This is a genomic window from Pseudomonas sp. GW821-FHT09C08, assembly GCF_059418125.1.
The window spans coordinates 92,914-111,877 of the sequence record NZ_JBWKPG010000003.1; the positions used below are offsets into that span (position 1 = coordinate 92,914).

Here is an 18,964-nt window from a genome sequence, read left to right on the forward strand (position 1 = left end):
GCGGTGTATCAGTGCCAGGTGTGTGGCTGACCTGCCGCTATCGCAGGCAAGCCAGCTCGCACATTGGCCATGCCCACATCAGATAGCTTCAGGCCAGTTGCCGCCGCAGTTCAGCTAAAACCGGGGCCGACTCCGGGCGCACGCCGCGCCACAGGAAGAACGCTTCCGCGGCCTGTTCCACCAGCATGCCCAGGCCATCCATCGCCACGGCGGCACCTTGCTCGGTAGCCCAGCGACAGAACGCGGTCGGTTCCTTGGCGTACATCATGTCGTAGCAGAACGTCTTGCCCGGTTCGATCAGGCTGCCGGCAATCGGCGGTACATCGCCTGACAGGCTGGCGGACGTGGCGTTGATGATCACGTCCACCGGCTCACGCAGCCAATCGAAACCACTGGCGGAGACCGGGCCCAGATCGTCGAACAGCTCGGCGAGCAATTCGGCTTTTTCCACCGTGCGGTTGGCGATGATCAATGAGGCGGGCCGCTCGGCCAGCAACGGCTCCAGCGCGCCGCGCACCGCACCACCGGCACCCAGCAACAGAATGCGTTTGCCCTGCAGGCTTAACCCGGCGTTGACCGTCAGGTCGCGCACCAGGCCGGCGCCGTCGGTGTTATCGCCGAGCACGGTGCCGTCGGCCAGTTTGCTCAGGGTGTTCACAGCACCGGCGCGTTGGGCGCGTTCGGTCAAGGTATTGGCCAGGCGGTAGGCGTCTTCCTTGAACGGCACGGTGACGTTGGCACCACGGCCCTGCTGAAAAAACTCACGGGCGCAGCCGGTGAAATCCTCCAGCGGCGCCAGCAGGGTGCTGTAGTCCAGGTGCTCGCCGGTCTGCTCGGCGAACATCCGGTGAATCAGCGGTGACTTGCTGTGGCCGATAGGGTTGCCGAATACGACGTAACGATCCATCAGACGGCCGCCTTGGGCGCAGCCACGCCAAGCCAGTCGCGGTCTTGCAGGAAGTAGTCAGTGAGGCGTGCTTCTTCGCTGCCGGCTTTGGCTTTCCAGTCATAGCTCCAGCGCACTTGCGGCGGCAGCGACATCAGGATCGACTCGGTACGCCCGCCCGACTGCAGTCCGAACAGGGTGCCGCGGTCGTAGACCAGGTTGAACTCAACGTAGCGGCCGCGGCGAAACTCCTGGAATTCGCGCTGCTGCTCGGTGTAGGCCATGGCTTTGCGGCGCTGCACGATGGGCAGGTAAGCGTCGATGTAGGCGTCGCCGATCGCGCGGATGAAGGCGAAGCAGGTATCGAAGTCCCACTCGTTCAGGTCATCGAAGAACAGCCCGCCGATACCCCGGGGCTCGTTGCGATGCTTGATGTGGAAGTAGCTGTCGCACCAGGCCTTATAACGCGAGTAGACCTCTGCACCGAACGGCGCACAGGCCTGCTCGGCCACACGGTGCCAGTGGATGCAGTCTTCTTCGTTGCCGTAGTAGGGCGTGAGGTCGAAACCGCCACCGAACCACCACACCGGCTCTTCGCCGTCTTTTTCGGCGATGAAAAAACGCACGTTGGCGTGGGAAGTCGGCACATGCGGGTTGTGCGGGTGGATCACCAGCGACACGCCCAGGGCTTCAAACCCGCGACCGGCCAGCTCGGGGCGATGCGCACTGGCGGACGGTGGGAGGCCGCTACCGAACACGTGGGAAAAGTTAACGCCGCCTTTTTCGATCACCGACCCGTTTTCGATCACACGGGTGCGACCCCCGCCGCCGGCAGGCCGGGTCCAGGCGTCTTCGATGAAGCGAGTGTCCGTCTCGAAGGTTTCCAGGGCGCTGCAAATGCGGTCTTGCAGGTCAAGCAGGTAGGCCTTTACAGCCTCGGTGCGGGTAGTCATGGCATCACCTTGAATCGGGCAAAGCTACGCGAGGCCATTGGGCGTCGGCGGCAAATGGGCGCACAGGATACCACTGCACCCTGTGTCGCCGCAGTTGACGAAGGTCAAGCTTAGGAGTGGGATAGTGGGCTACGCGAAATAGACCTCAGGAGAAGTGCAGATGGCCAAACGTATCCAGTTCAGCGCCCATGGCGGCCCCGAAGTGCTTGAGTATGTGGACTACACGCCGGCAGAGCCGGGCCCGCAGCAGGTTCGCGTGCGTAACGAGGCCATCGGCCTGAACTTCATCGACACCTATTTTCGCAGTGGGCTCTACGCGCCGCCGGCCCTGCCATCGGGGCTCGGCGCGGAAGGCGCTGGCGTGGTCGATGCGGTCGGCAGTGAGGTCAGCCAGTTCAAGGTCGGCGACCGCGTAGCCTATGGCAGCGGCCCGCTGGGCGCCTACAGCGAATTGCACGTGCTGCCCGCCGCCAATCTGGTGCACCTGCCGGACGACATCAGCTTCGAACAAGCCGCCGGCGCCATGCTCAAGGGCCTGACCGTGCAGTACCTGCTGCGCCAGACCTATGAGCTCAAGGGTGGCGAGACCATCCTGTTCCACGCCGCTGCCGGTGGCGTGGGCTCCCTGGCCTGCCAATGGGCCAAGGCGCTGGGCGTCAAGCTGATCGGTACGGTCAGCTCGCCGGAAAAAGCCGCGCTGGCCAAATCGCTCGGTGCCTGGGAAACCATCGACTACAGCAAGGAAAACGTCGCACAGCGCGTCCTGGAATTGACCGACGGCAAAAAGGTCCCGGTGGTGTACGACGGCGTCGGCAAGGACACTTGGCTGACCTCTTTGGACAGCGTGGCACCACGCGGCCTGGTGGTGAGCTTCGGTAACGCGTCAGGCGCGGTGGACGGGGTGAACCTGGGGATTCTGGCAGCCAAGGGCTCGCTGTACGTGACCCGCCCGACCCTGGCGACCTACGCCAGCAACCCGAAAGACTTGCAGGCCATGGCTGACGACCTGTTTTCGATGATCAAGAGCGGCAAGGTGCGCATTGATATCAATCAGCGGTTTGCGCTGGCGGATGCGGCCAAGGCGCAGACGGAGCTGTCGGGGCGTCGCACCACCGGGTCGACCATTCTGCTGCCGTAAGGCTTGAGGGTGCCATCGCCAGCAAGCCGGCTAAAGCGGGCCTGCCGGCGATGGGCACGATGCGCCCTCAGGACGGCCGCACCACCTCACCGGTTGCCAGGTTTCGAATCAGGCTCGGGTTCTTGCGCCCACCCAGGGCGCCGCCCAATACCAGGTCCACCTGGCCGCGGAAGTACTGCTCCACGCGAATTCGCGTGCGCGCGGCAGGACGGCCTTGAGGATTGGCCGACGTCGAAATCAACGGCCCGACCAGCGAACACAGGTCCCGCACCAGCGGGTGGTCGGTGACGCGCAACGCGACGGTGTCGTGCATCCCGGTCACCCATTCCGGCAACAGATCCTGGTGGGGCACCAGCCAGGTGTTCGGCCCCGGCCAGGTGCTGGCCATGCGGTCGATCCAGTCCTGCGGGAAGTCTTCGAAGAGAAAATCGAACTGGCGAATGTTGTCCGCCACCAGGATCAGGCCCTTGTCTACCGAGCGGTTCTTGATCGCGAGCAGACGGTCGACTGCCTCTTCATTCCACGGATCGCAGCCCAAGCCCCACACCGCCTCGGTTGGGTAGGCGATCACCGCGCCTGCGCGAATTTCTCGTGCGGTTTCCAGCACACGCCACCTGTTGACCATTGCTCACTCTCCGGACTAAAGCTCTGCGCAGTTTACCGATCTTCGTTACAAAACCTAGCAGCGCGCAAGCCAGCGCCCGCTTTCGCAGATCACCTGGCCTTCCAGCTCCAGTTCCGTGAGGGTCGCCAACACCTGGGACAACGGACGCCCGCTGGCAATCGCCAACCCCTCACTGGTGTGAGGCGCCGCGTGCAGCAGCGCCACCAGCGGATGCACCACCGGTATCGGCACCGGGCGAGACAACGCCTGCCAGCCGCGCAACCCTTCCAGAATGTGCTCGATGGTTTCCACCAGTACCGCGCCGTCGCGGATCAACTGGTGGCAGCCCTTGGCGCCGGGATGATGGATAGAGCCCGGAATCGCATACACCTCACGCCCCTGTTCAGCCGCCAGTTTCGCCGTAATCAACGAGCCGCTGGCGATGCTGGCTTCCACCACCAGTACGCCCAGGGACAGGCCGCTGATGATTCGGTTGCGTCGTGGAAAGTTGGCCGCATGGGGCGCGGCATCCAGCGCAAACTCGGAAACCACTGCGCTGCCATGGGCAATCATCGCTTCTGCCAGGCGTTTGTGGCGCTGTGGATAAAAATTTTCCAGCCCCGTGCCGAGCACGCCGATGGTCTGGCCGCCGACGTCCAATGCCGCTTGATGAGCCGCACCGTCGATGCCCAACGCCAGGCCACTGGTGATGACAAAACCGGCGCTTGCCAGGCTGCGGGAAAAGGCAGCGGCGGTGTCCATGCCTGGGCGTGATGCACGGCGACTGCCGACCATCGCCAACTGCGGTTTTTCCAGGATCCCGGGGTCGCCTGCGACGAATAAAAGCGGCGGCGCATCGTCGATCTGGGCAAGCAAGGCGGGGTAGTCCGGCTGGTCCCACATCAGCAAATGCTGGGCCGGGTGCTCGAGCCAGCCCAATGCCCGGCTGGCACCGTCGCGGATCTCGTGACTGCGCCGAGCCTCGGCGCTGATGGCTGGCAAACCCAGGGAACGCCAGGCACTGGCCGGCGCGCTGATAGCCTTTGAGGCCGAGCCGAATGCCTCGATCAATAAGCGAAAACGCTTCGGGCCCACTTCCGGCAGCCTGTGCAAGCGTAGTCGGGCTTCCAGTTCTGAAGGGGATATTTCACTGCTGTTTATCGGATACATCTGATCATCCTTGACCGGAACAAGCTGTGGATAACTCTGTTGGTAACTTATTTAGCAGGCTATTTATTGCGTTTGATCAGCACTCTCGAAACGATCCATTACGGCCAGGGGTCGGGAAGCGCTGAGCACCAGGCCATAGCTGAGCTTTTCATAGGTGCGAAACACCAACAGCGTGCCGGCGCGTTCGTCCGGTAGCGTGACCGGTGCGCCAGTCAGGGTGTCGCGCACGGTCGCGCCGGCCTTGATCAATGTCAGCAGTTGGCCTTCGACCACACCGTCACGGCGGCCTTTGTTCAGGGTGACGGCATCCAGCACGCCGATCTGGGTCACGCCCCTGGGAATATCGATGATCTGTCCCGCAATGAACGGCGCCGACCGGGATGCGCCAAAGTTGGCCGGATCGATGGCAGGTTGGACGCGCAGCAAGCGATCGCCAGGCCGGACCTCCTGGGTGACCCGATGCACGGCGAGGGTGGTGAGATCACCTGCGGTTACAAATTGTGCGGTGCCGATGTCATCGGCGTTGATACCCAGCAGCTCCTGGGTGTGCGGATCGGTGTAAGCCTTGCCGCGTCGCACGATTGCATAACCCGGCTGGGCAGGATCCAGGTCGCCCCGGGCATGCACGTGCTCGTCATGGGCGCCCAATACCCGGCCGTTGCCGGCGGCGACAATGTAGGGCGCGGTGTCCAGGTCGGTGGGCGAATCAAGAATGCGGTTGTGCAACAAAAAGCGCTGGATAGCCTGATAGGCCGGCGGATCCAGGCGCTGGACGGGTGCAGGAAGCAGGGCCATGGCAAGCGGGGCCCACAGCAGCAAGACGAGTAGCGATTTCCTCATGGGGTGAATCTCCTTTATTATGTGCGTTCGCGTGAAATGCCATAGCCTTCGCGGCTTGCGAGCCTTTCACACCGGCTGTCTGGGTCCATCCCAACGCCGATTTGCCTCTACCTCACATGTGCAGCAATTACGCTTATGGCTATTTTGAACATCCTCGAATTCCCCGACTCGCGCCTGCGCACGATCGCCAAACCGGTGGCCGTAGTGGACGACAAGGTTCGTCAGTTGGTCGATGACATGTTTGAAACAATGTATGAAGCCCCGGGCATCGGCCTCGCCGCGACCCAGGTCAACGTGCATCAGCGCGTCGTGGTCATGGACCTGTCGGAAGACCGCAGCGAACCGAGGGTTTACATCAATCCCGAGTTCGAACCGCTGACCGACGAGATGGGCGAATACCAGGAAGGCTGCCTGTCGGTGCCGGAGTTCTACGAGAACGTCGAACGCCCGCTGCGCGTGAAGATCAAGGCCCTGGACCGCGACGGCAAGCCGTTCGAGCTGATTGCCGAAGGCCTGCTGGCAGTCTGCATCCAGCACGAATGCGACCACCTCAACGGCAAGCTGTTTGTCGATTACCTGTCCACGCTCAAACGTGACCGGATCAAGAAGAAGCTGGAAAAAAAGCATCGCCAGCAAGCTTGATGCCCTTCTTCCAAAGGCTTGCTGCGGCAAGCCTTTTTCTTTTGTGACTGCTTTTAACCGAGACCTCCCATGACCGAGCCAATGCGCATTGTTTTTGCCGGCACCCCCGAATTCGCCGCCGAACACCTCAAGGCGCTGCTTGCCAGCCCCTATGACATCGTCGCGGTGTACACCCAGCCGGATCGCCCGGCCGGTCGCGGGCAAAAACTGATGCCGAGCCCGGTCAAGCAACTGGCGCTCGAGCACAACATTCCTGTGCTGCAACCGCCGACCCTGCGCAATGCCGAGGCCCAGGCCGAACTGGCCGCGCTGCAGCCGGATTTGCTGGTCGTGGTCGCTTATGGCCTGATCCTGCCGCAAGCGGTGCTGGATATCCCACGCCTGGGTTGCATCAACAGCCATGCGTCGCTGCTGCCACGCTGGCGCGGTGCGGCGCCGATCCAACGCGCCGTGGAAGCCGGTGACCGTGAAAGCGGCGTCACCGTGATGCGCATGGAGGCTGGCCTTGACACCGGCCCGATGCTGCTCAAAGTCACCACCCCAATCACCGCCGAAGACACTGGCGGCAGCCTGCACGACCGCCTGGCCGAACTGGGCCCGCCTGCCGTGATCCAGGCCATCGCCGGGCTCGCCGCCGGTACCCTGGAAGGCGAAGTGCAGGACGACAGCCTGGCCACCTACGCCCACAAGCTGAACAAGGACGAGGCGCGCATCGACTGGAACCGCCCGGCCGTGGAGCTGGAGCGCCTGGTGCGCGCGTTCAACCCGTGGCCGATCTGCCACAGCAGCCTCAATGGCGAAGCCCTGAAGGTATTGGCCGCCACCCTGGCCGACGGTAATGGCGCTCCTGGTGAAATCATCGGCGCCAGCAAGGACGGCCTGCTGGTTGCCTGTGGTGAGCAGGCGCTGTGCCTGACTCGTCTGCAATTGCCCGGGGGCAAGGCGCTGAATTTCAGCGATTTGTTCAACAGCCGTCGTGAGAAATTTGCCCTGGGCACGCTTCTCGGGGTGGTCGCGCAATGAATCCGCGTCTGGCCGCCGCCAAGGCTCTCGCCGCCGTCCTCAACGGCAAGGCTTCGCTGAACAGTTCGTTGCCCACGCAGCTGGATAAGGTCGACGACCGCGACCGTGGCTTCACCCAGGACCTCGCCTTCGGCACTGCCCGCTGGCAGCCGCGCTTGTCGGCGCTGGCGGCCAAGCTGCTGCAAAAGCCCTTCAAGGCGGCGGATGCCGATGTCGAAGCGTTGCTGCTGGTGGGCCTCTACCAGTTGCTCTACACCCGCGTGCCGGCCCACGCGGCCATCGGCGAAACCGTCGGTTGCGCCGATAAACTGAAAAAGCCCTGGGCCAAGGCACTGCTCAATGCCGTACTGCGCCGCGCCCAGCGTGAAAGCGAAGCACTGCTGGCCGAGCTGGAGCATGACCCGGTGGTGCGCACCGCCCACCCGCGCTGGCTGCAAAAGTCCCTGAAAGCCTTCTGGCCCGAGCAATGGGAAGCCATTTGCGCGGCCAACAATGCACACCCGCCGATGATCCTGCGGGTCAACCGTCGCCATCACCACCGGGACAGCTACCTGCAACTGCTGGCGGACGCGGGCATTGGCGCTACTGCCTGCGTGTACAGCGTCGACGGCATTGTGCTCGACGCCGCCACCGATGTGCGCAGCCTGCCGGGCTTTGCCGAAGGCTGGATCAGCGTGCAGGACGAAGCCGCGCAATTGGCCGCCGACCTGCTCGACCTGGCCCCCGGCCAGCGCGTGCTGGACGCCTGCTGCGCGCCTGGCGGTAAGACTTGTCACATTCTTGAGGTCGAAAAAGACCTCGCCGGTGTGGTCGCCGTCGACCTGGAAGCCAAGCGCCTGGTGCGCGTGCGGGAAAACCTCGCACGCCTGGGCCTGAGTGCCGAGCTGATCGCCGCCGACGGCCGCGACACCGCCACCTGGTGGGATGGCAAGCCGTTCCAGCGCATTCTGCTCGACGCCCCCTGTTCCGCCACCGGTGTGATCCGTCGCCACCCGGACATCAAGCTGACCCGCCAACCCGACGACATCGCCGCCCTGGCCGTGCTGCAAGGCGAGTTGCTCGACGCACTGTGGCCGACCCTTGAAGTCGGCGGCATCCTGCTCTACGCCACCTGCTCGACCTTGCCCACCGAAAACACCGAGGTGATCCAAGCCTTCCTCGCCCGTACCAGCGGTGCGCGTGAGCTCGATCTCGCCACGGCCGCCGGCATCAAGCAGCCCCATGGTCGCCAATTGCTTGCACAGGAAGGCGGACACGACGGCTTCTATTACGCCAAACTGATCAAGATTGCCGCCGCACGCGGCTGAATGGGTTTAAGGGAGTGACCGGATGAAAATCATCATCCTTGGGGCAGGGCAGGTCGGTGGCACGCTGGCCGAGCATTTGGCCAGTGAAGCCAACGACATCACTGTGGTCGACACCGATGCCGAACGCCTGCGCAACCTTGGCGACCGCCTGGACATCCGCACCGTGCAGGGCCGCGCGTCATTTCCGACAGTGCTGCGCCAGGCCGGTGCCGACGACGCCGACATGCTGGTTGCGGTGACCAACAGCGACGAGACCAATATGGTCGCCTGCCAGGTCGCCCACACCCTGTTCCACACCCCGACCAAAATCGCCCGCGTGCGTGAGGCGGCTTACCTGACCCGTGCCGGGCTTTTCGACAACGACGCGATTCCAGTGGACGTGCTGATCAGCCCGGAACAGGTGGTGACCCACTACATCAAGCGCCTGATCGAAATTCCCGGGGCCTTGCAGGTGATCGACTTCGCCGAGGGGAAGGCCCAACTGGTGGCGGTGAAGGCCTACTACGGCGGTCCGTTGGTGGGCCAGCAATTGCGCCAGCTGCGTGAACACATGCCGAATGTGGAAACCCGCGTGGCGGCGATCTTCCGCCGCGACCGACCGATCCTGCCCCAGGGCGACACCGTGATCGAGGCCGACGACGAAGTATTTTTCATCGCTGCCAAAGCCAATATTCGTGCGGTGATGAGCGAAATGCGCCGGCTGGACGAGACCTACAAACGCATCGTCATCGCCGGTGGCGGACAGATTGGCGAGCGCCTGGCCGAAGCCATCGAGAGCCGCTATCAGGTCAAGATCATCGAGATGAATCCTGCACGCTGCCGGCACTTGTCCGACACCCTCGACAGCACCGTCGTCCTCCAAGGCAGCGCCTCGGACCGTGACCTGCTGATGGAGGAGAACATCGCCGACGCCGATATTTTCCTGGCGCTGACCAACGATGACGAGGCCAACATCATGTCGTCCTTGCTGGCCAAGCGATTGGGCGCCAAGAAGGTGATGACCATCATCAACAACCCGGCCTATGTCGACCTGATCCAGGGCGGCGATATCGACATCGCCATCAGCCCGCAGCTGGCGACCATCGGCACCTTGCTTGCCCACGTGCGCCGGGGCGATATCGTCAGCGTGCACTCCCTGCGCCGTGGCGCGGCGGAAGCCATCGAGGCGATTGCCCACGGCGATGCGAAATCGAGCAAGGTGATCGGCAAGGCCATCCGCGATATCGGCCTGCCGCCGGGTACCACCATTGGTGCGATCATTCGCGACGAAGAAGTGATCATTGCCCACGACGACACGGTGATCGCCACGGGTGACCATGTGATCCTGTTCCTGGTGGACAAGAAACATATCCGTGATGTGGAGAAGTTGTTCCACGTGGGGCTGAGCTTTTTCTGATCAGCATATTCAGCTGATCCTGCCGCCCTCATCGCGGGCAAGCCCGCTCCCACAGGAGATCCTGTTCCTGTTATGGAAGCGGGTTTGCCCGCGAGGGCGTTATTGAAAACCCGACCTAGCTAAAGGATGCACAGCCATGCTCGAATCCCTGGAAAAAATGCTCGCCAAGGGTGTGGATAACTCATTGCTACGCTTTGGCTTGGGCAAGGGGTATCTGGACTTGAAGGACAACGCCAAGGCGGCGGAGCATCTGCATAAGTGCGTCGAGTTTGACCCGAAGTATTCGGCGGCGTGGAAGTTGTTGGGCAAGGCCCATCAGGCCAACGGTGACAGTGCCGCAGCGCGGCTGGCGTGGGAGAAGGGGATCGAAGCGGCCCAGGCCCATGACGACAAGCAGGCCGAGAAAGAGATGACGGTGTTCCTGAAGAAACTCGACCGCCAAGCCTGAAGAGATTCCTGTGGGAGCTGGCTTGCCTGCGATGGCATCACCTCGGTGTAACTGAAGGACCGAGTTGCCTGCATCGCAGGCAAGCCAGCTCCCACACTGGATCTGCATGGGTCTACAGATCGAGGTACATCAATACCACCGCGCCTCGCCCGGCGGGCGTTTCTTGAAGCGCTTCATGCTCCACATGTACTGGCTCGGGTAGGCGCCGACATAACGCTCCACCACCTTGCTCATCGCCGCGCAGGAGGTGGCAGTGTCGGTGCTGTACATGTCTTCCGGCGCCGCTTCCAAGATCACCTTGTAACCCGAGCCGTCCGGCAGCCGCAGGGCATGCAGGAACACGCCGACGGCCTTGTGGCCCGCGAGCATGTTTGGCACGAACTTGCTGGTCAGGGCCTGGGTGGCGAAAAACGGTACGAAGATACCGGCCGACTCCGCCGGCTCCGGGTCGGCAGGGATGCCCACCTGGCCGCCTTTGCGCACTTCCTTGATCACACTGAGGATGCCTTCCTTGGTGGAGGCCGCCACGCGGTTACCCAATTGCACGCGCTGTTTGCGCAGCAATTCGTCCACGGCCTTGAGCTTGGGCGGACGGTAAAAGATGATCGGTTTGCACTGGCTGCAATAGAAGTGGTTCAACACCTCCCAGTTGCCCAGGTGGCTGGTGATACCGACCACGCCCTTGCCCGAGGCCAGGGCTTCATGCAGCACTTCCAGGCCTTCGACTTCGCGCACCAGGTCGATGGAGCGCTGTGCCGGCCAGATCCAGGCGCAGGCGCTTTCGGTCAGCGACTTGCCGATGTCCATCAAGCTGCGACCGACCAGGCGTTCGCGCTCGACCGGGTCCATCTCGGGGAAGCATTTGGAGAGGTTGATCCGCACCGTGTCGCGAGAGCGGTTGGGGGTCTTCCACATGATCCAGCCAATCGCCGTGCCGACCGCTTGAACCGCGCGCCAGGGCAATAGAGCAAACAACCGAAGAGCGCCTACCAGCAAGGCGCCTTTAAACTTTTCCACAGGTCACTCCTGATCGTGTGTGGTGCGCAAAGCGGCCATTCTAACCGGCGTTGGCCAAGTCCGCGTAACGGTCGCAATCCTGAGTGTGGTCCATGACCATGCCCGAGGCCTGCATGAACGCGTAACAGATAGTCGGGCCGACGAAGGTGAACCCGGCTTTTTTCAGGGCGCGGCTCATGGCCTCAGCCTCCGGCGTAATGGCCGGGACCTGGCTGCGGTCCTTGAAATGATTGACCTTGGGCACGCCGCCCACAAACGACCACAGAAACTCCACGGGGTCCTCCAGCGCCAGCCAGGCAGCGGCATTGCGTCGGGTGGCGTTGAGCTTGAGGCGATTGCGCACGATGCCCGGGTCGAGCATCAGCGCTTCGATTTCTGCATCGGTCAGCTGTGCCAGGCGCTGGGCATCAAAGCCGAACAAGACCTTTCGATAATGCTCGCGTTTGCGTAAAACGGTGATCCAGGACAGGCCCGCCTGGAACCCTTCGAGCAAAAGCAACTCGAACAAACCCTGCGCATCGCGCAGCGGCGTTCCCCACTCTTGATCGTGATAAGCCATGTACAGCGGATCTTCAGAACACCAAAAGCAGCGTGGCATAAGGCTCCAGGGAGTGGTGGCAGGGCCGAATCGGGTATACTCCCGCTCTTTAAATCGCAGCCCAAGTAACAGGTGAATTTCGTGAGCCAGCCTACGCCAGCCGTGCGTACCTTCCAAGACTTGATCCTCGCCCTCCAGCAATACTGGGCCGAGCAAGGTTGTGTGGTACTTCAGCCCTACGATATGGAAGTAGGCGCCGGCACTTTCCACACCGCTACCTTCCTGCGGGCCATCGGCCCGGAAACCTGGAACGCCGCTTATGTGCAGCCCAGTCGTCGCCCGACTGACGGCCGCTACGGCGAAAACCCGAACCGTCTGCAGCACTACTACCAGTTCCAGGTAGTCCTGAAGCCGAACCCGGACAACTTCCAGGAACTGTACCTGGGCTCGTTGAAACATGTCGGCCTGGACCCGCTGGTCCACGACATCCGTTTCGTCGAAGACAACTGGGAATCGCCAACCCTCGGCGCCTGGGGCCTGGGTTGGGAAGTCTGGCTCAACGGCATGGAAGTGACCCAGTTCACCTACTTCCAGCAAGCGGGCGGCATCGAGTGCTACCCGGTGACCGGCGAGATCACCTACGGTCTCGAGCGCCTGGCCATGTACCTGCAAGGCGTGGATTCGGTCTACGACCTGGTGTGGGCTGATGGCCCGTTCGGCAAAGTCACCTACGGCGACGTGTTCCACCAGAACGAAGTGGAGCAGTCCACCTACAACTTCGAACACGCCAACGTCGACAAGCTGTTCGAACTGTTCGACTTCTATGAAAGCGAAGCCAAGCGCCTGATCGAACTCGACCAGCCGCTGCCGTTGCCGAGCTATGAAATGGTGTTGAAGGCGTCCCATACCTTCAACCTGCTGGATGCTCGCCGTGCCATCTCGGTAACCGCGCGCCAGCAATACATCCTGCGTGTGCGCACCCTGGCGCGTTCCGTCGCTCAAGCCTACCTGCTGGCTCGCGCCAAGCTGGGCTTCCCGATGGCTACCCCGGATTTGCGTGATGAAGTGTTGGCTAAGCTGGAGGCTGCACAATGAGTGCTCAAGATTTCCTGGTTGAACTGGGCACCGAAGAGCTGCCACCCAAGGCACTCAATACCCTGGCCGACGCATTCCTGGCCGGTATCGAAAAAGGCCTGCACAGCGCTGGCCTGAAGTTTGAAGCGAAAAAAGTCTACGCCGCGCCACGTCGCCTGGCCGTTTTGCTGACCGCGCTGGAAACCCAGCAGCCCGACCGTAACATCAACCTGGACGGCCCGCCGCGCCAGGCCGCTTTCGATGCTGACGGCAACCCGACCCAAGCGGCCCTGGGTTTTGCCAAGAAGTGTGGCGTCGAGCTGAGCGAAATCGATCAAAGCGGCCCGAAACTGCGTTTCAGCCAGGTCATCAAGGGCAAGCCAACGGCCAGCCTGTTGCCGACCATCGTGGAAGATTCCCTGAACGACCTGCCGATCCCCAAGCGCATGCGCTGGGGCGCGCGAAAGGAAGAGTTCGTGCGTCCGACCCAATGGCTGGTGATGCTGCTCGGTGACCAGGTCATCGACTGCACGCTCCTTGCCCAGAAGGCCGGCCGTGATTCCCGTGGTCACCGCTTCCACCATCCGCAGAGCGTGCGCATCACCTCGCCGGCCAACTACCTCGACGACTTGCGTGCAGCCTACGTGCTGGCCGATGCCAACGAGCGTCGCGAGCTGATCAGCAAGCGCACCGAAGAGCTGGCCCGCCTGCAGGAAGGCACCGCCATCGTGCCGCCAAGCCTGCTCGACGAAGTGACCGCGCTGGTTGAATGGCCAGTGCCGCTGGTGTGCTCGTTCGAAGAGCGTTTCCTCGACGTGCCGCAAGAAGCGTTGATCACCACCATGCAGGACAACCAGAAGTACTTCTGCCTGCTGGACGTGGATGGCAAGTTGCTGCCGCGCTTTATCACCGTGGCCAACATCGAGAGCAAGGACCCACAACAGATCATCGCCGGTAACGAGAAAGTCGTGCGCCCGCGCCTGACCGACGCCGAGTTCTTCTTCAAGCAAGACAAAAAGCAGAAGCTCGAAGACTTCAACCTGCGCCTGCAAAACGTGGTGTTCCAGGAAAAACTCGGCAGCGTCTACGACAAAGCCGTGCGCGTTTCCAAGCTGGCCGCCTACATCGCGCCACGCATTGGTGGGGATGCTGCCTGGGCTGCGCGTGCAGGCTTGCTGTCCAAGTGCGACCTGGCCACCGAGATGGTCGGCGAGTTCCCGGAGATGCAAGGTGTTGCCGGCTACTACTACGCCCTCAACGACGGCGAGCCGGACGATGTCGCCCTGGCATTGAACGAGCAGTACATGCCGCGCGGTGCCGGCGCTGAACTGCCGACCACCCTGACCGGTGCAGCCGTGGCGATCGCCGACAAGCTGGACACCCTCGTGGGTATCTTCGGTATCGGCATGTTGCCTACCGGCAGCAAAGACCCGTATGCCCTGCGCCGTGCGGCCCTGGGCGTGCTGCGTATCCTGATCGACAAGAAGCTGGACCTCGACCTGACCCAGGCCGTGGTGTTCGCGGTCGGCCAGTTCGGCGGCAAGGTCAAGCAGGCCGGCCTGGCCGAGCAAGTGCTGGAGTTCGTGTTCGACCGCCTGCGTGCGCGTTACGAAGACGAAGGCGTGGATGTCTCGGTGTACCTGTCGGTACGTGCCCTGCAGCCGGGTTCGGCACTGGACTTCGACCAACGCGTACAAGCCGTGCAGGCCTTCCGCAAACTGCCTGAGGCCGATGCCCTGGCCGCCGTGAACAAGCGCGTGTCGAACCTGCTGAGCAAGGCCGAAGGCCTGGGCAACGCCGATGTCGACCCTGGCCTGTTTGCCGATGCCAAGGAGTTCTCGCTGAACTCGGCCATTGCCAAGGCAGAAAACGCGGTGAAGCCGCTGATCGCCGAACGCAACTACGCCGAAGCCCTGGCGCGCCTGGCCACCTTGCGTGAGCCGGTGGATGCGTTCTTTGAAGCGGTGATGATCAATGCCGAAGACGCGGGTGTACGCAAAAACCGCTACGCCATGCTGGCGCGTCTGCGTGGCCTGTTCATCAATATCGCCGACATTTCCGTACTGGGCTGATCATGTTGAAACTGCTGATTCTCGATCGGGACGGGGTGATCAATTACGACTCCGACGCTTACATCAAGTCGGTGGCGGAGTGGATTCCACTGCCCGGCTCGATCGAGGCCATCGCGCAGTTGAGCAAAGCCGGCTGGACGGTGGCCATCGCCACCAACCAGTCCGGCATCGCCCGCGGTTACTACGACATCGCCACCCTGGACGCCATGCACGCGCGCTTGCGCACGTTGGTGGCCGAGCAGGGCGGTGAGGTGGGACTGGTGGTGTACTGCCCCCACGGGCCGGATGAGGGCTGCGATTGCCGCAAACCCAAGCCTGGCATGTTGAAAACCATTGCAGAACATTACAAGGTGCCCTTGGCTGGGCTATGGTTCGTCGGGGACAGCCTCGGTGACCTGGAGGCGGCCAAAGCCGTCGACTCTCAGCCAGTTTTGGTTAAGACCGGGAAAGGCGAAAAGACCCAGGCGAAAAACCTGCCGGTAGGCACCTTGATTTTTGACGATCTGGCGGCGGTTGCCGCAGAACTTATCAACAACTAGCCGCCCTCGACTTCCTGACCAAGGACCGTTCGGGAGTGCGCTTTTAACAGGCGGGCGTTGTCCCGCAACGGTAAATGCCGCCATGTCGATTTTGCAGGCCATCAGAACCTTTTTCTTTTACCTGCTGTTGGGCACCAGTTCTTTCCTCTGGTGCACCCTGAGCTTTTTTATCGCGCCTTTCCTGCCGTTCAAGGCGCGCTATCGTTTTATCAACGTCTATTGGTGCCGCTGCGCGTTGTGGCTGACCAAGGTGTTCCTCAATATCCGTTTCGAGGTGAAGGGCGCCGAAAACGTGCCGGACCAGCCGTGCGTGATTCTGTCGAACCACCAGAGCACCTGGGAGACGTTCTTTCTCTCGGCGTACTTCTCGCCCCTGAGCCAGGTGCTCAAGCGTGAGCTGCTGTACGTGCCGTTCTTCGGCTGGGCCATGGCCATGTTGCGTCCCATCGCGATTGACCGTGACAACCCCAAGGCGGCGCTCAAGCACGTGGCCAAGAAGGGCGACGAGCTGCTCAAGGACGGCGTGTGGGTGTTGATCTTCCCCGAGGGTACCCGCGTGCCCTACGGCAGCGTAGGCAAGTTCTCACGCGGTGGTACCGCGTTGGCAGTCAACGCCCATTTGCCGGTCTTGCCGATTGCGCATAACGCCGGCAAGTACTGGCCAAAAACCGGCTGGGCCAAGCGTGAGGGCACCATCACCGTAGTGATTGGCGAACCGATGTATGCAGAAGGTGAAGGCCCGCGCGCCATTGCCGCGCTGAATGACCGTGCTGCGGCCTGGAATGAAGCGCAGCAGCGGGCCATGGGTTCGCTGCCGCCAGAGCCGGTTGTGGTCGACACACCGGTGGTATGAGCATCTGTGGATAACCTGTGTACGGTTTGTTGGCGAATGGGTCTTTTTGACTTATAAGAAGCTGATTTACTTACATATTTCCCAAGCTCATAAAATAGCGGAAAAGGTGCATAAGTTTTTCTCGCAGAAAAAAACCGGTCCCTGGGACCGGTTTTTTATGCACAGCAGGAAAGTGGGTTTTCTCACTCTTCCCACAGCGGCAGCTGCAGGCTGAACGTGGTGCCTTTACCGACCACGCTTTCGCAACTGATCCGCCCTCCATGACGCTCGAGAACGGCTTTGACCATGGTCAGGCCCAGCCCCAGGCCTTCACTGCCCTGCGCGGAATCGAAGCGTCGGTACTGGCTGAACAACTCCGGTAAATCTTGCGCAGCGATCCCCGGCCCCTGGTCGCTGATGCGGCATTCCAACCAACCTTGCACAGTGGCGTGACTCAGCCGGACGGTGGTACCGGACGGGGAGTACTTGATCGCGTTCTCCAGCACGTTGAACAACGCGCGCGTGAGCAACGATTGATCGGCCCACACCATGCCCTCATCGGCTTCATCCAGGTCGTGCACCAAGTGAATGCCCTTGAGCTGGGCGATCAACGCGACTTGGTCGAAGGCATCCATTACCAGCATCGCGAACAGGGTCGGCTGGAATTGATAGCCATCAGCCTCGGCTTTCGCCAGCTGTACGTACGACTCGGTAAGGCTCAAGGCGCGTCGTACCTGCTGCTCGATCTGGGCGAATACCGGTGACTCGCCGTTGTGCACATCCAGCAACGCGAGGATCGCCGAGTGCGGCGCGCGCAGGTCATGGGACAGGAAGCGCAGCATGGTCTCGCGATGCTGCTGGGCATCGCGTTCCTTGCTCAGGTCCGTCAGGCTCAGCAGCCAACCCAATGCGACGTCACCTTCAGCCGGCAACAAGGGGGCCAGCTCCATGCGCAGGCTACGCTGGCGGATATCTCGGAACTCGATGAGTTCGAGTGCGGACAGGGCAGGGCGCACACCATTGTGCAGCGGTGGATAACCGAGGTCGGCGAGTTGTTCGATGAGGTTTTCGTTGACCAGGTCATTGCCAAACACCTCACGGGCAATGCGATTTGCCAGCAAAATATTGCCGCCGGGGTCGGTAATCAGAGTGGCTACCGGTAAGCACTCCAGGCCATCGGCCATAAAGCGCCGCGTATCTCGCGTGCGGCTCACGGCTTGCTCCAGCGCGAAGATACGCCCCTGCAACACATCGCCATGGCTGGCGGGCGCGCGCCGGCGCTCGGGCAGCACTTTGGGCTCGTTATCCAGCCGCGCCAGCTCCCAGCCGAAATAGGCGAGGATCGCGCTCAGGCGCCGCCAGTTCCAGATCAGGTAGCTCAGTAACAAACCAATCAAGCAGGCCGCCGGCGACCACCAGTGGCCCAGGCGCAGCAGCGCCCAGGCACCGAACAACGCCGTGACCATGCAGCCCAGGGTCATCCATAGCGCATAGCGCGGGCGGTACAGCAGCAATCCCAGCAACAATGCGACCAACGACGTCGCCAGGGTTGCCGCCAGCCATGCGGGCACGTCAACGATGCTTCGCCCTTGCAGCAATCCATTGAGCACATTGGCCTGGATCTCTACGCCGGCCGTGGTGCCAACGGTGGAGGAGAGGGGCGTGACGAATCGATCGCCCATTCCGGAGGCCGTGGCGCCAACGAGAATCAGACGGTCGCGCAGTTGCTCGGGAGGCACCTCACCGTTTAATACACTGACGTAGGACACACTAGGGAAATGCGTGTGCGGCGCAATGAACGGGATGCGAATGGCATGCTCCCGGTGCCAGTGTTGATCGATCGGCTCGCGTGCCTCTCCCGGCATCGGCGACTTCTCACCGCTCATCTCATAGGCCAGCCATGCCAACTGCGCAACGGCAGCATCCGGTGGGCCCTCGCGCATATACAAGCTGCGCACCACGCCGTCGTTGTCGGCTTCCACGTTGATATGGCCCACGCCCCTGGCGCATTTCAGCAGCGCGGACATTTGCTCGCCTGGCCGGCTGTAGCTGGCGGTGCTATCGCGCAACAGTGGCAACAACACGTTACCGGCGTTGCACACGGCATCAGCCAGGCGTTTGTCATTAACGGGGTTGCCGGGCTCGCTGAAGATCACATCAAACAGGATACCGGCGGGTTGTGCGGCATTCAGGCGGTCGATGAGGTCGGCGTGCAAACTGCGCGGCCAAGGCCATTGACCGAGCTTTTTCAGGCTTTGATCGTCAATCGTCACCAGCAAAATACGCGGGTCCACCGGCAGTGGGGTCAGCCGACGCAGGCTGTCATACAACGGGTTGTTCAAGGCAAGGCCGGGGCTCAATGACAGATAGGCCGTGATCGGCAGCAGCAGTAAACCGATCCACAGCCACTCGCGGACCAGGCCATGGAACAAGCGCTGGGCGTGGGTGGGCTGGCGTTTCTCGGGCTTGCCCCAGAGCATCATCG

The 18,964-nt window shown here is 62.2% G+C and carries 18 protein-coding genes; 10 read left to right on the forward strand and 8 right to left on the reverse strand.

Going from position 1 to position 18,964, the window contains the following annotated elements:
* Positions 1–88 precede the first annotated feature (88 nt).
* Both aroE and hemF read right to left on the reverse strand, forming a co-directional pair.
* Positions 89–907, reverse strand: a complete 819-nt coding sequence (gene aroE, locus AC07OJ_RS11475; RefSeq protein ID WP_106805561.1) for a shikimate dehydrogenase — start codon at positions 905–907, stop codon at positions 89–91.
* Entirely contained in the window at positions 907–1,839 is a 933-nt protein-coding gene (hemF, locus tag AC07OJ_RS11480; protein ID WP_495094562.1) for an oxygen-dependent coproporphyrinogen oxidase, read from the reverse strand. Before hemF ends, aroE begins: the two co-directional genes overlap by 1 nt.
* 160 nt (positions 1,840–1,999) lie before the next feature.
* Between hemF and AC07OJ_RS11485 the strand changes: the two genes are divergently transcribed.
* Positions 2,000–2,977 (forward strand): NADPH:quinone reductase, encoded by a 978-nt coding sequence (locus AC07OJ_RS11485; RefSeq protein ID WP_065902722.1) that lies wholly within the window; start codon positions 2,000–2,002, stop codon positions 2,975–2,977.
* A 67-nt stretch (positions 2,978–3,044) separates the two neighbouring features.
* Here AC07OJ_RS11485 and tsaC read toward each other — a convergent pair whose 3' ends face one another.
* The 3 genes from tsaC to AC07OJ_RS11500 form a co-directional block, all read right to left on the reverse strand.
* Positions 3,045–3,602 (reverse strand): L-threonylcarbamoyladenylate synthase type 1 TsaC, encoded by a 558-nt coding sequence (tsaC, locus tag AC07OJ_RS11490; protein WP_065902720.1) that lies wholly within the window; start codon positions 3,600–3,602, stop codon positions 3,045–3,047.
* A 54-nt stretch (positions 3,603–3,656) separates the two neighbouring features.
* On the reverse strand, positions 3,657–4,751 hold the full coding sequence (gene dprA / locus AC07OJ_RS11495) for a DNA-processing protein DprA (protein ID WP_065902719.1): 1,095 nt from the start codon (positions 4,749–4,751) through the stop codon (positions 3,657–3,659).
* Positions 4,752–4,814: 63 nt separating this feature from the next.
* A complete protein-coding gene (locus tag AC07OJ_RS11500) occupies positions 4,815–5,591 on the reverse strand; it encodes a peptidoglycan-binding protein (protein ID WP_201146230.1) in 777 nt (258 codons plus the stop codon).
* Between the two features lie 135 nt (positions 5,592–5,726).
* Between AC07OJ_RS11500 and def the strand changes: the two genes are divergently transcribed.
* From def to AC07OJ_RS11525, 5 genes are all read left to right on the forward strand, one after another.
* On the forward strand, positions 5,727–6,233 hold the full coding sequence (gene def / locus AC07OJ_RS11505) for a peptide deformylase (protein WP_053127413.1): 507 nt from the start codon (positions 5,727–5,729) through the stop codon (positions 6,231–6,233).
* Between the two features lie 69 nt (positions 6,234–6,302).
* Positions 6,303–7,256 carry a methionyl-tRNA formyltransferase gene (gene fmt / locus AC07OJ_RS11510; protein WP_495094563.1) on the forward strand — a complete coding sequence of 318 codons (954 nt, stop codon included), beginning with the start codon at positions 6,303–6,305 and terminating at the stop codon, positions 7,254–7,256.
* Positions 7,253–8,563: a 16S rRNA (cytosine(967)-C(5))-methyltransferase RsmB gene (gene rsmB, locus AC07OJ_RS11515; protein WP_201146228.1), complete on the forward strand. Its 1,311-nt coding sequence runs from the start codon at positions 7,253–7,255 to the stop codon at positions 8,561–8,563. Before fmt ends, rsmB begins: the two co-directional genes overlap by 4 nt.
* Positions 8,564–8,585: 22 nt before the next feature.
* Positions 8,586–9,959 (forward strand): Trk system potassium transporter TrkA, encoded by a 1,374-nt coding sequence (trkA, locus tag AC07OJ_RS11520; protein WP_065902713.1) that lies wholly within the window; start codon positions 8,586–8,588, stop codon positions 9,957–9,959.
* 136 nt (positions 9,960–10,095) lie between these two features.
* A complete protein-coding gene (locus tag AC07OJ_RS11525) occupies positions 10,096–10,407 on the forward strand; it encodes a tetratricopeptide repeat protein (RefSeq protein ID WP_495094564.1) in 312 nt (103 codons plus the stop codon).
* A gap of 129 nt (positions 10,408–10,536) precedes the next feature.
* On the opposite strand, the gene AC07OJ_RS11530 is transcribed toward AC07OJ_RS11525, so the two are convergent.
* The gene (locus AC07OJ_RS11530; RefSeq protein WP_065902711.1) at positions 10,537–11,424 is read right to left on the reverse strand and encodes a lysophospholipid acyltransferase; all 888 of its coding nucleotides are present in this window, start codon (positions 11,422–11,424) and stop codon (positions 10,537–10,539) included.
* A gap of 40 nt (positions 11,425–11,464) precedes the next feature.
* Positions 11,465–12,022 (reverse strand): DNA-3-methyladenine glycosylase I, encoded by a 558-nt coding sequence (locus AC07OJ_RS11535; RefSeq protein WP_065902709.1) that lies wholly within the window; start codon positions 12,020–12,022, stop codon positions 11,465–11,467.
* 81 nt (positions 12,023–12,103) lie between these two features.
* On the opposite strand from AC07OJ_RS11535, the gene glyQ reads away from it, so the two are divergent.
* The 4 genes from glyQ to AC07OJ_RS11555 all read left to right on the forward strand — a co-directional run bounded on the left by glyQ (position 12,104) and on the right by AC07OJ_RS11555 (position 16,500).
* Entirely contained in the window at positions 12,104–13,057 is a 954-nt protein-coding gene (glyQ, locus tag AC07OJ_RS11540; RefSeq protein WP_003187265.1) for a glycine--tRNA ligase subunit alpha, read from the forward strand.
* Positions 13,054–15,108, forward strand: a complete 2,055-nt coding sequence (gene glyS / locus AC07OJ_RS11545; RefSeq protein WP_065902707.1) for a glycine--tRNA ligase subunit beta — start codon at positions 13,054–13,056, stop codon at positions 15,106–15,108. Before glyQ ends, glyS begins: the two co-directional genes overlap by 4 nt.
* Positions 15,108–15,647, forward strand: coding sequence for a D-glycero-beta-D-manno-heptose 1,7-bisphosphate 7-phosphatase (gene gmhB / locus AC07OJ_RS11550; protein WP_174245652.1), 540 nt, complete (start codon positions 15,108–15,110; stop codon positions 15,645–15,647). The genes glyS and gmhB overlap by 1 nt, the downstream gene beginning before the upstream one ends.
* 82 nt (positions 15,648–15,729) lie before the next feature.
* Entirely contained in the window at positions 15,730–16,500 is a 771-nt protein-coding gene (locus AC07OJ_RS11555; RefSeq protein WP_495094565.1) for a lysophospholipid acyltransferase family protein, read from the forward strand.
* A gap of 182 nt (positions 16,501–16,682) precedes the next feature.
* On the opposite strand, the gene AC07OJ_RS11560 is transcribed toward AC07OJ_RS11555, so the two are convergent.
* The gene (locus AC07OJ_RS11560) at positions 16,683–18,962 is read right to left on the reverse strand and encodes a CHASE2 domain-containing protein (RefSeq protein WP_495094566.1); all 2,280 of its coding nucleotides are present in this window, start codon (positions 18,960–18,962) and stop codon (positions 16,683–16,685) included.
* Positions 18,963–18,964 lie beyond the last annotated feature (2 nt).

What these genes read in the sequence shown, in the direction of transcription:
- aroE (WP_106805561.1), bottom strand. Translation starts at nt 907, where the DNA reads ATGGATCGTTACGTCGTATTCGGCAACCCTATCGGCCACAGCAAGTCA.
- hemF (WP_495094562.1), bottom strand. Translation starts at nt 1,839, where the DNA reads ATGACTACCCGCACCGAGGCTGTAAAGGCCTACCTGCTTGACCTGCAA.
- AC07OJ_RS11485 (WP_065902722.1), top strand. Translation starts at nt 2,000, where the DNA reads ATGGCCAAACGTATCCAGTTCAGCGCCCATGGCGGCCCCGAAGTGCTT.
- tsaC (WP_065902720.1), bottom strand. Translation starts at nt 3,602, where the DNA reads ATGGTCAACAGGTGGCGTGTGCTGGAAACCGCACGAGAAATTCGCGCA.
- dprA (WP_065902719.1), bottom strand. Translation starts at nt 4,751, where the DNA reads ATGTATCCGATAAACAGCAGTGAAATATCCCCTTCAGAACTGGAAGCC.
- AC07OJ_RS11500 (WP_201146230.1), bottom strand. Translation starts at nt 5,591, where the DNA reads ATGAGGAAATCGCTACTCGTCTTGCTGCTGTGGGCCCCGCTTGCCATG.
- def (WP_053127413.1), top strand. Translation starts at nt 5,727, where the DNA reads ATGGCTATTTTGAACATCCTCGAATTCCCCGACTCGCGCCTGCGCACG.
- fmt (WP_495094563.1), top strand. Translation starts at nt 6,303, where the DNA reads ATGACCGAGCCAATGCGCATTGTTTTTGCCGGCACCCCCGAATTCGCC.
- rsmB (WP_201146228.1), top strand. Translation starts at nt 7,253, where the DNA reads ATGAATCCGCGTCTGGCCGCCGCCAAGGCTCTCGCCGCCGTCCTCAAC.
- trkA (WP_065902713.1), top strand. Translation starts at nt 8,586, where the DNA reads ATGAAAATCATCATCCTTGGGGCAGGGCAGGTCGGTGGCACGCTGGCC.
- AC07OJ_RS11525 (WP_495094564.1), top strand. Translation starts at nt 10,096, where the DNA reads ATGCTCGAATCCCTGGAAAAAATGCTCGCCAAGGGTGTGGATAACTCA.
- AC07OJ_RS11535 (WP_065902709.1), bottom strand. Translation starts at nt 12,022, where the DNA reads ATGCCACGCTGCTTTTGGTGTTCTGAAGATCCGCTGTACATGGCTTAT.
- glyS (WP_065902707.1), top strand. Translation starts at nt 13,054, where the DNA reads ATGAGTGCTCAAGATTTCCTGGTTGAACTGGGCACCGAAGAGCTGCCA.
- AC07OJ_RS11555 (WP_495094565.1), top strand. Translation starts at nt 15,730, where the DNA reads ATGTCGATTTTGCAGGCCATCAGAACCTTTTTCTTTTACCTGCTGTTG.
- AC07OJ_RS11560 (WP_495094566.1), bottom strand. Translation starts at nt 18,962, where the DNA reads ATGATGCTCTGGGGCAAGCCCGAGAAACGCCAGCCCACCCACGCCCAG.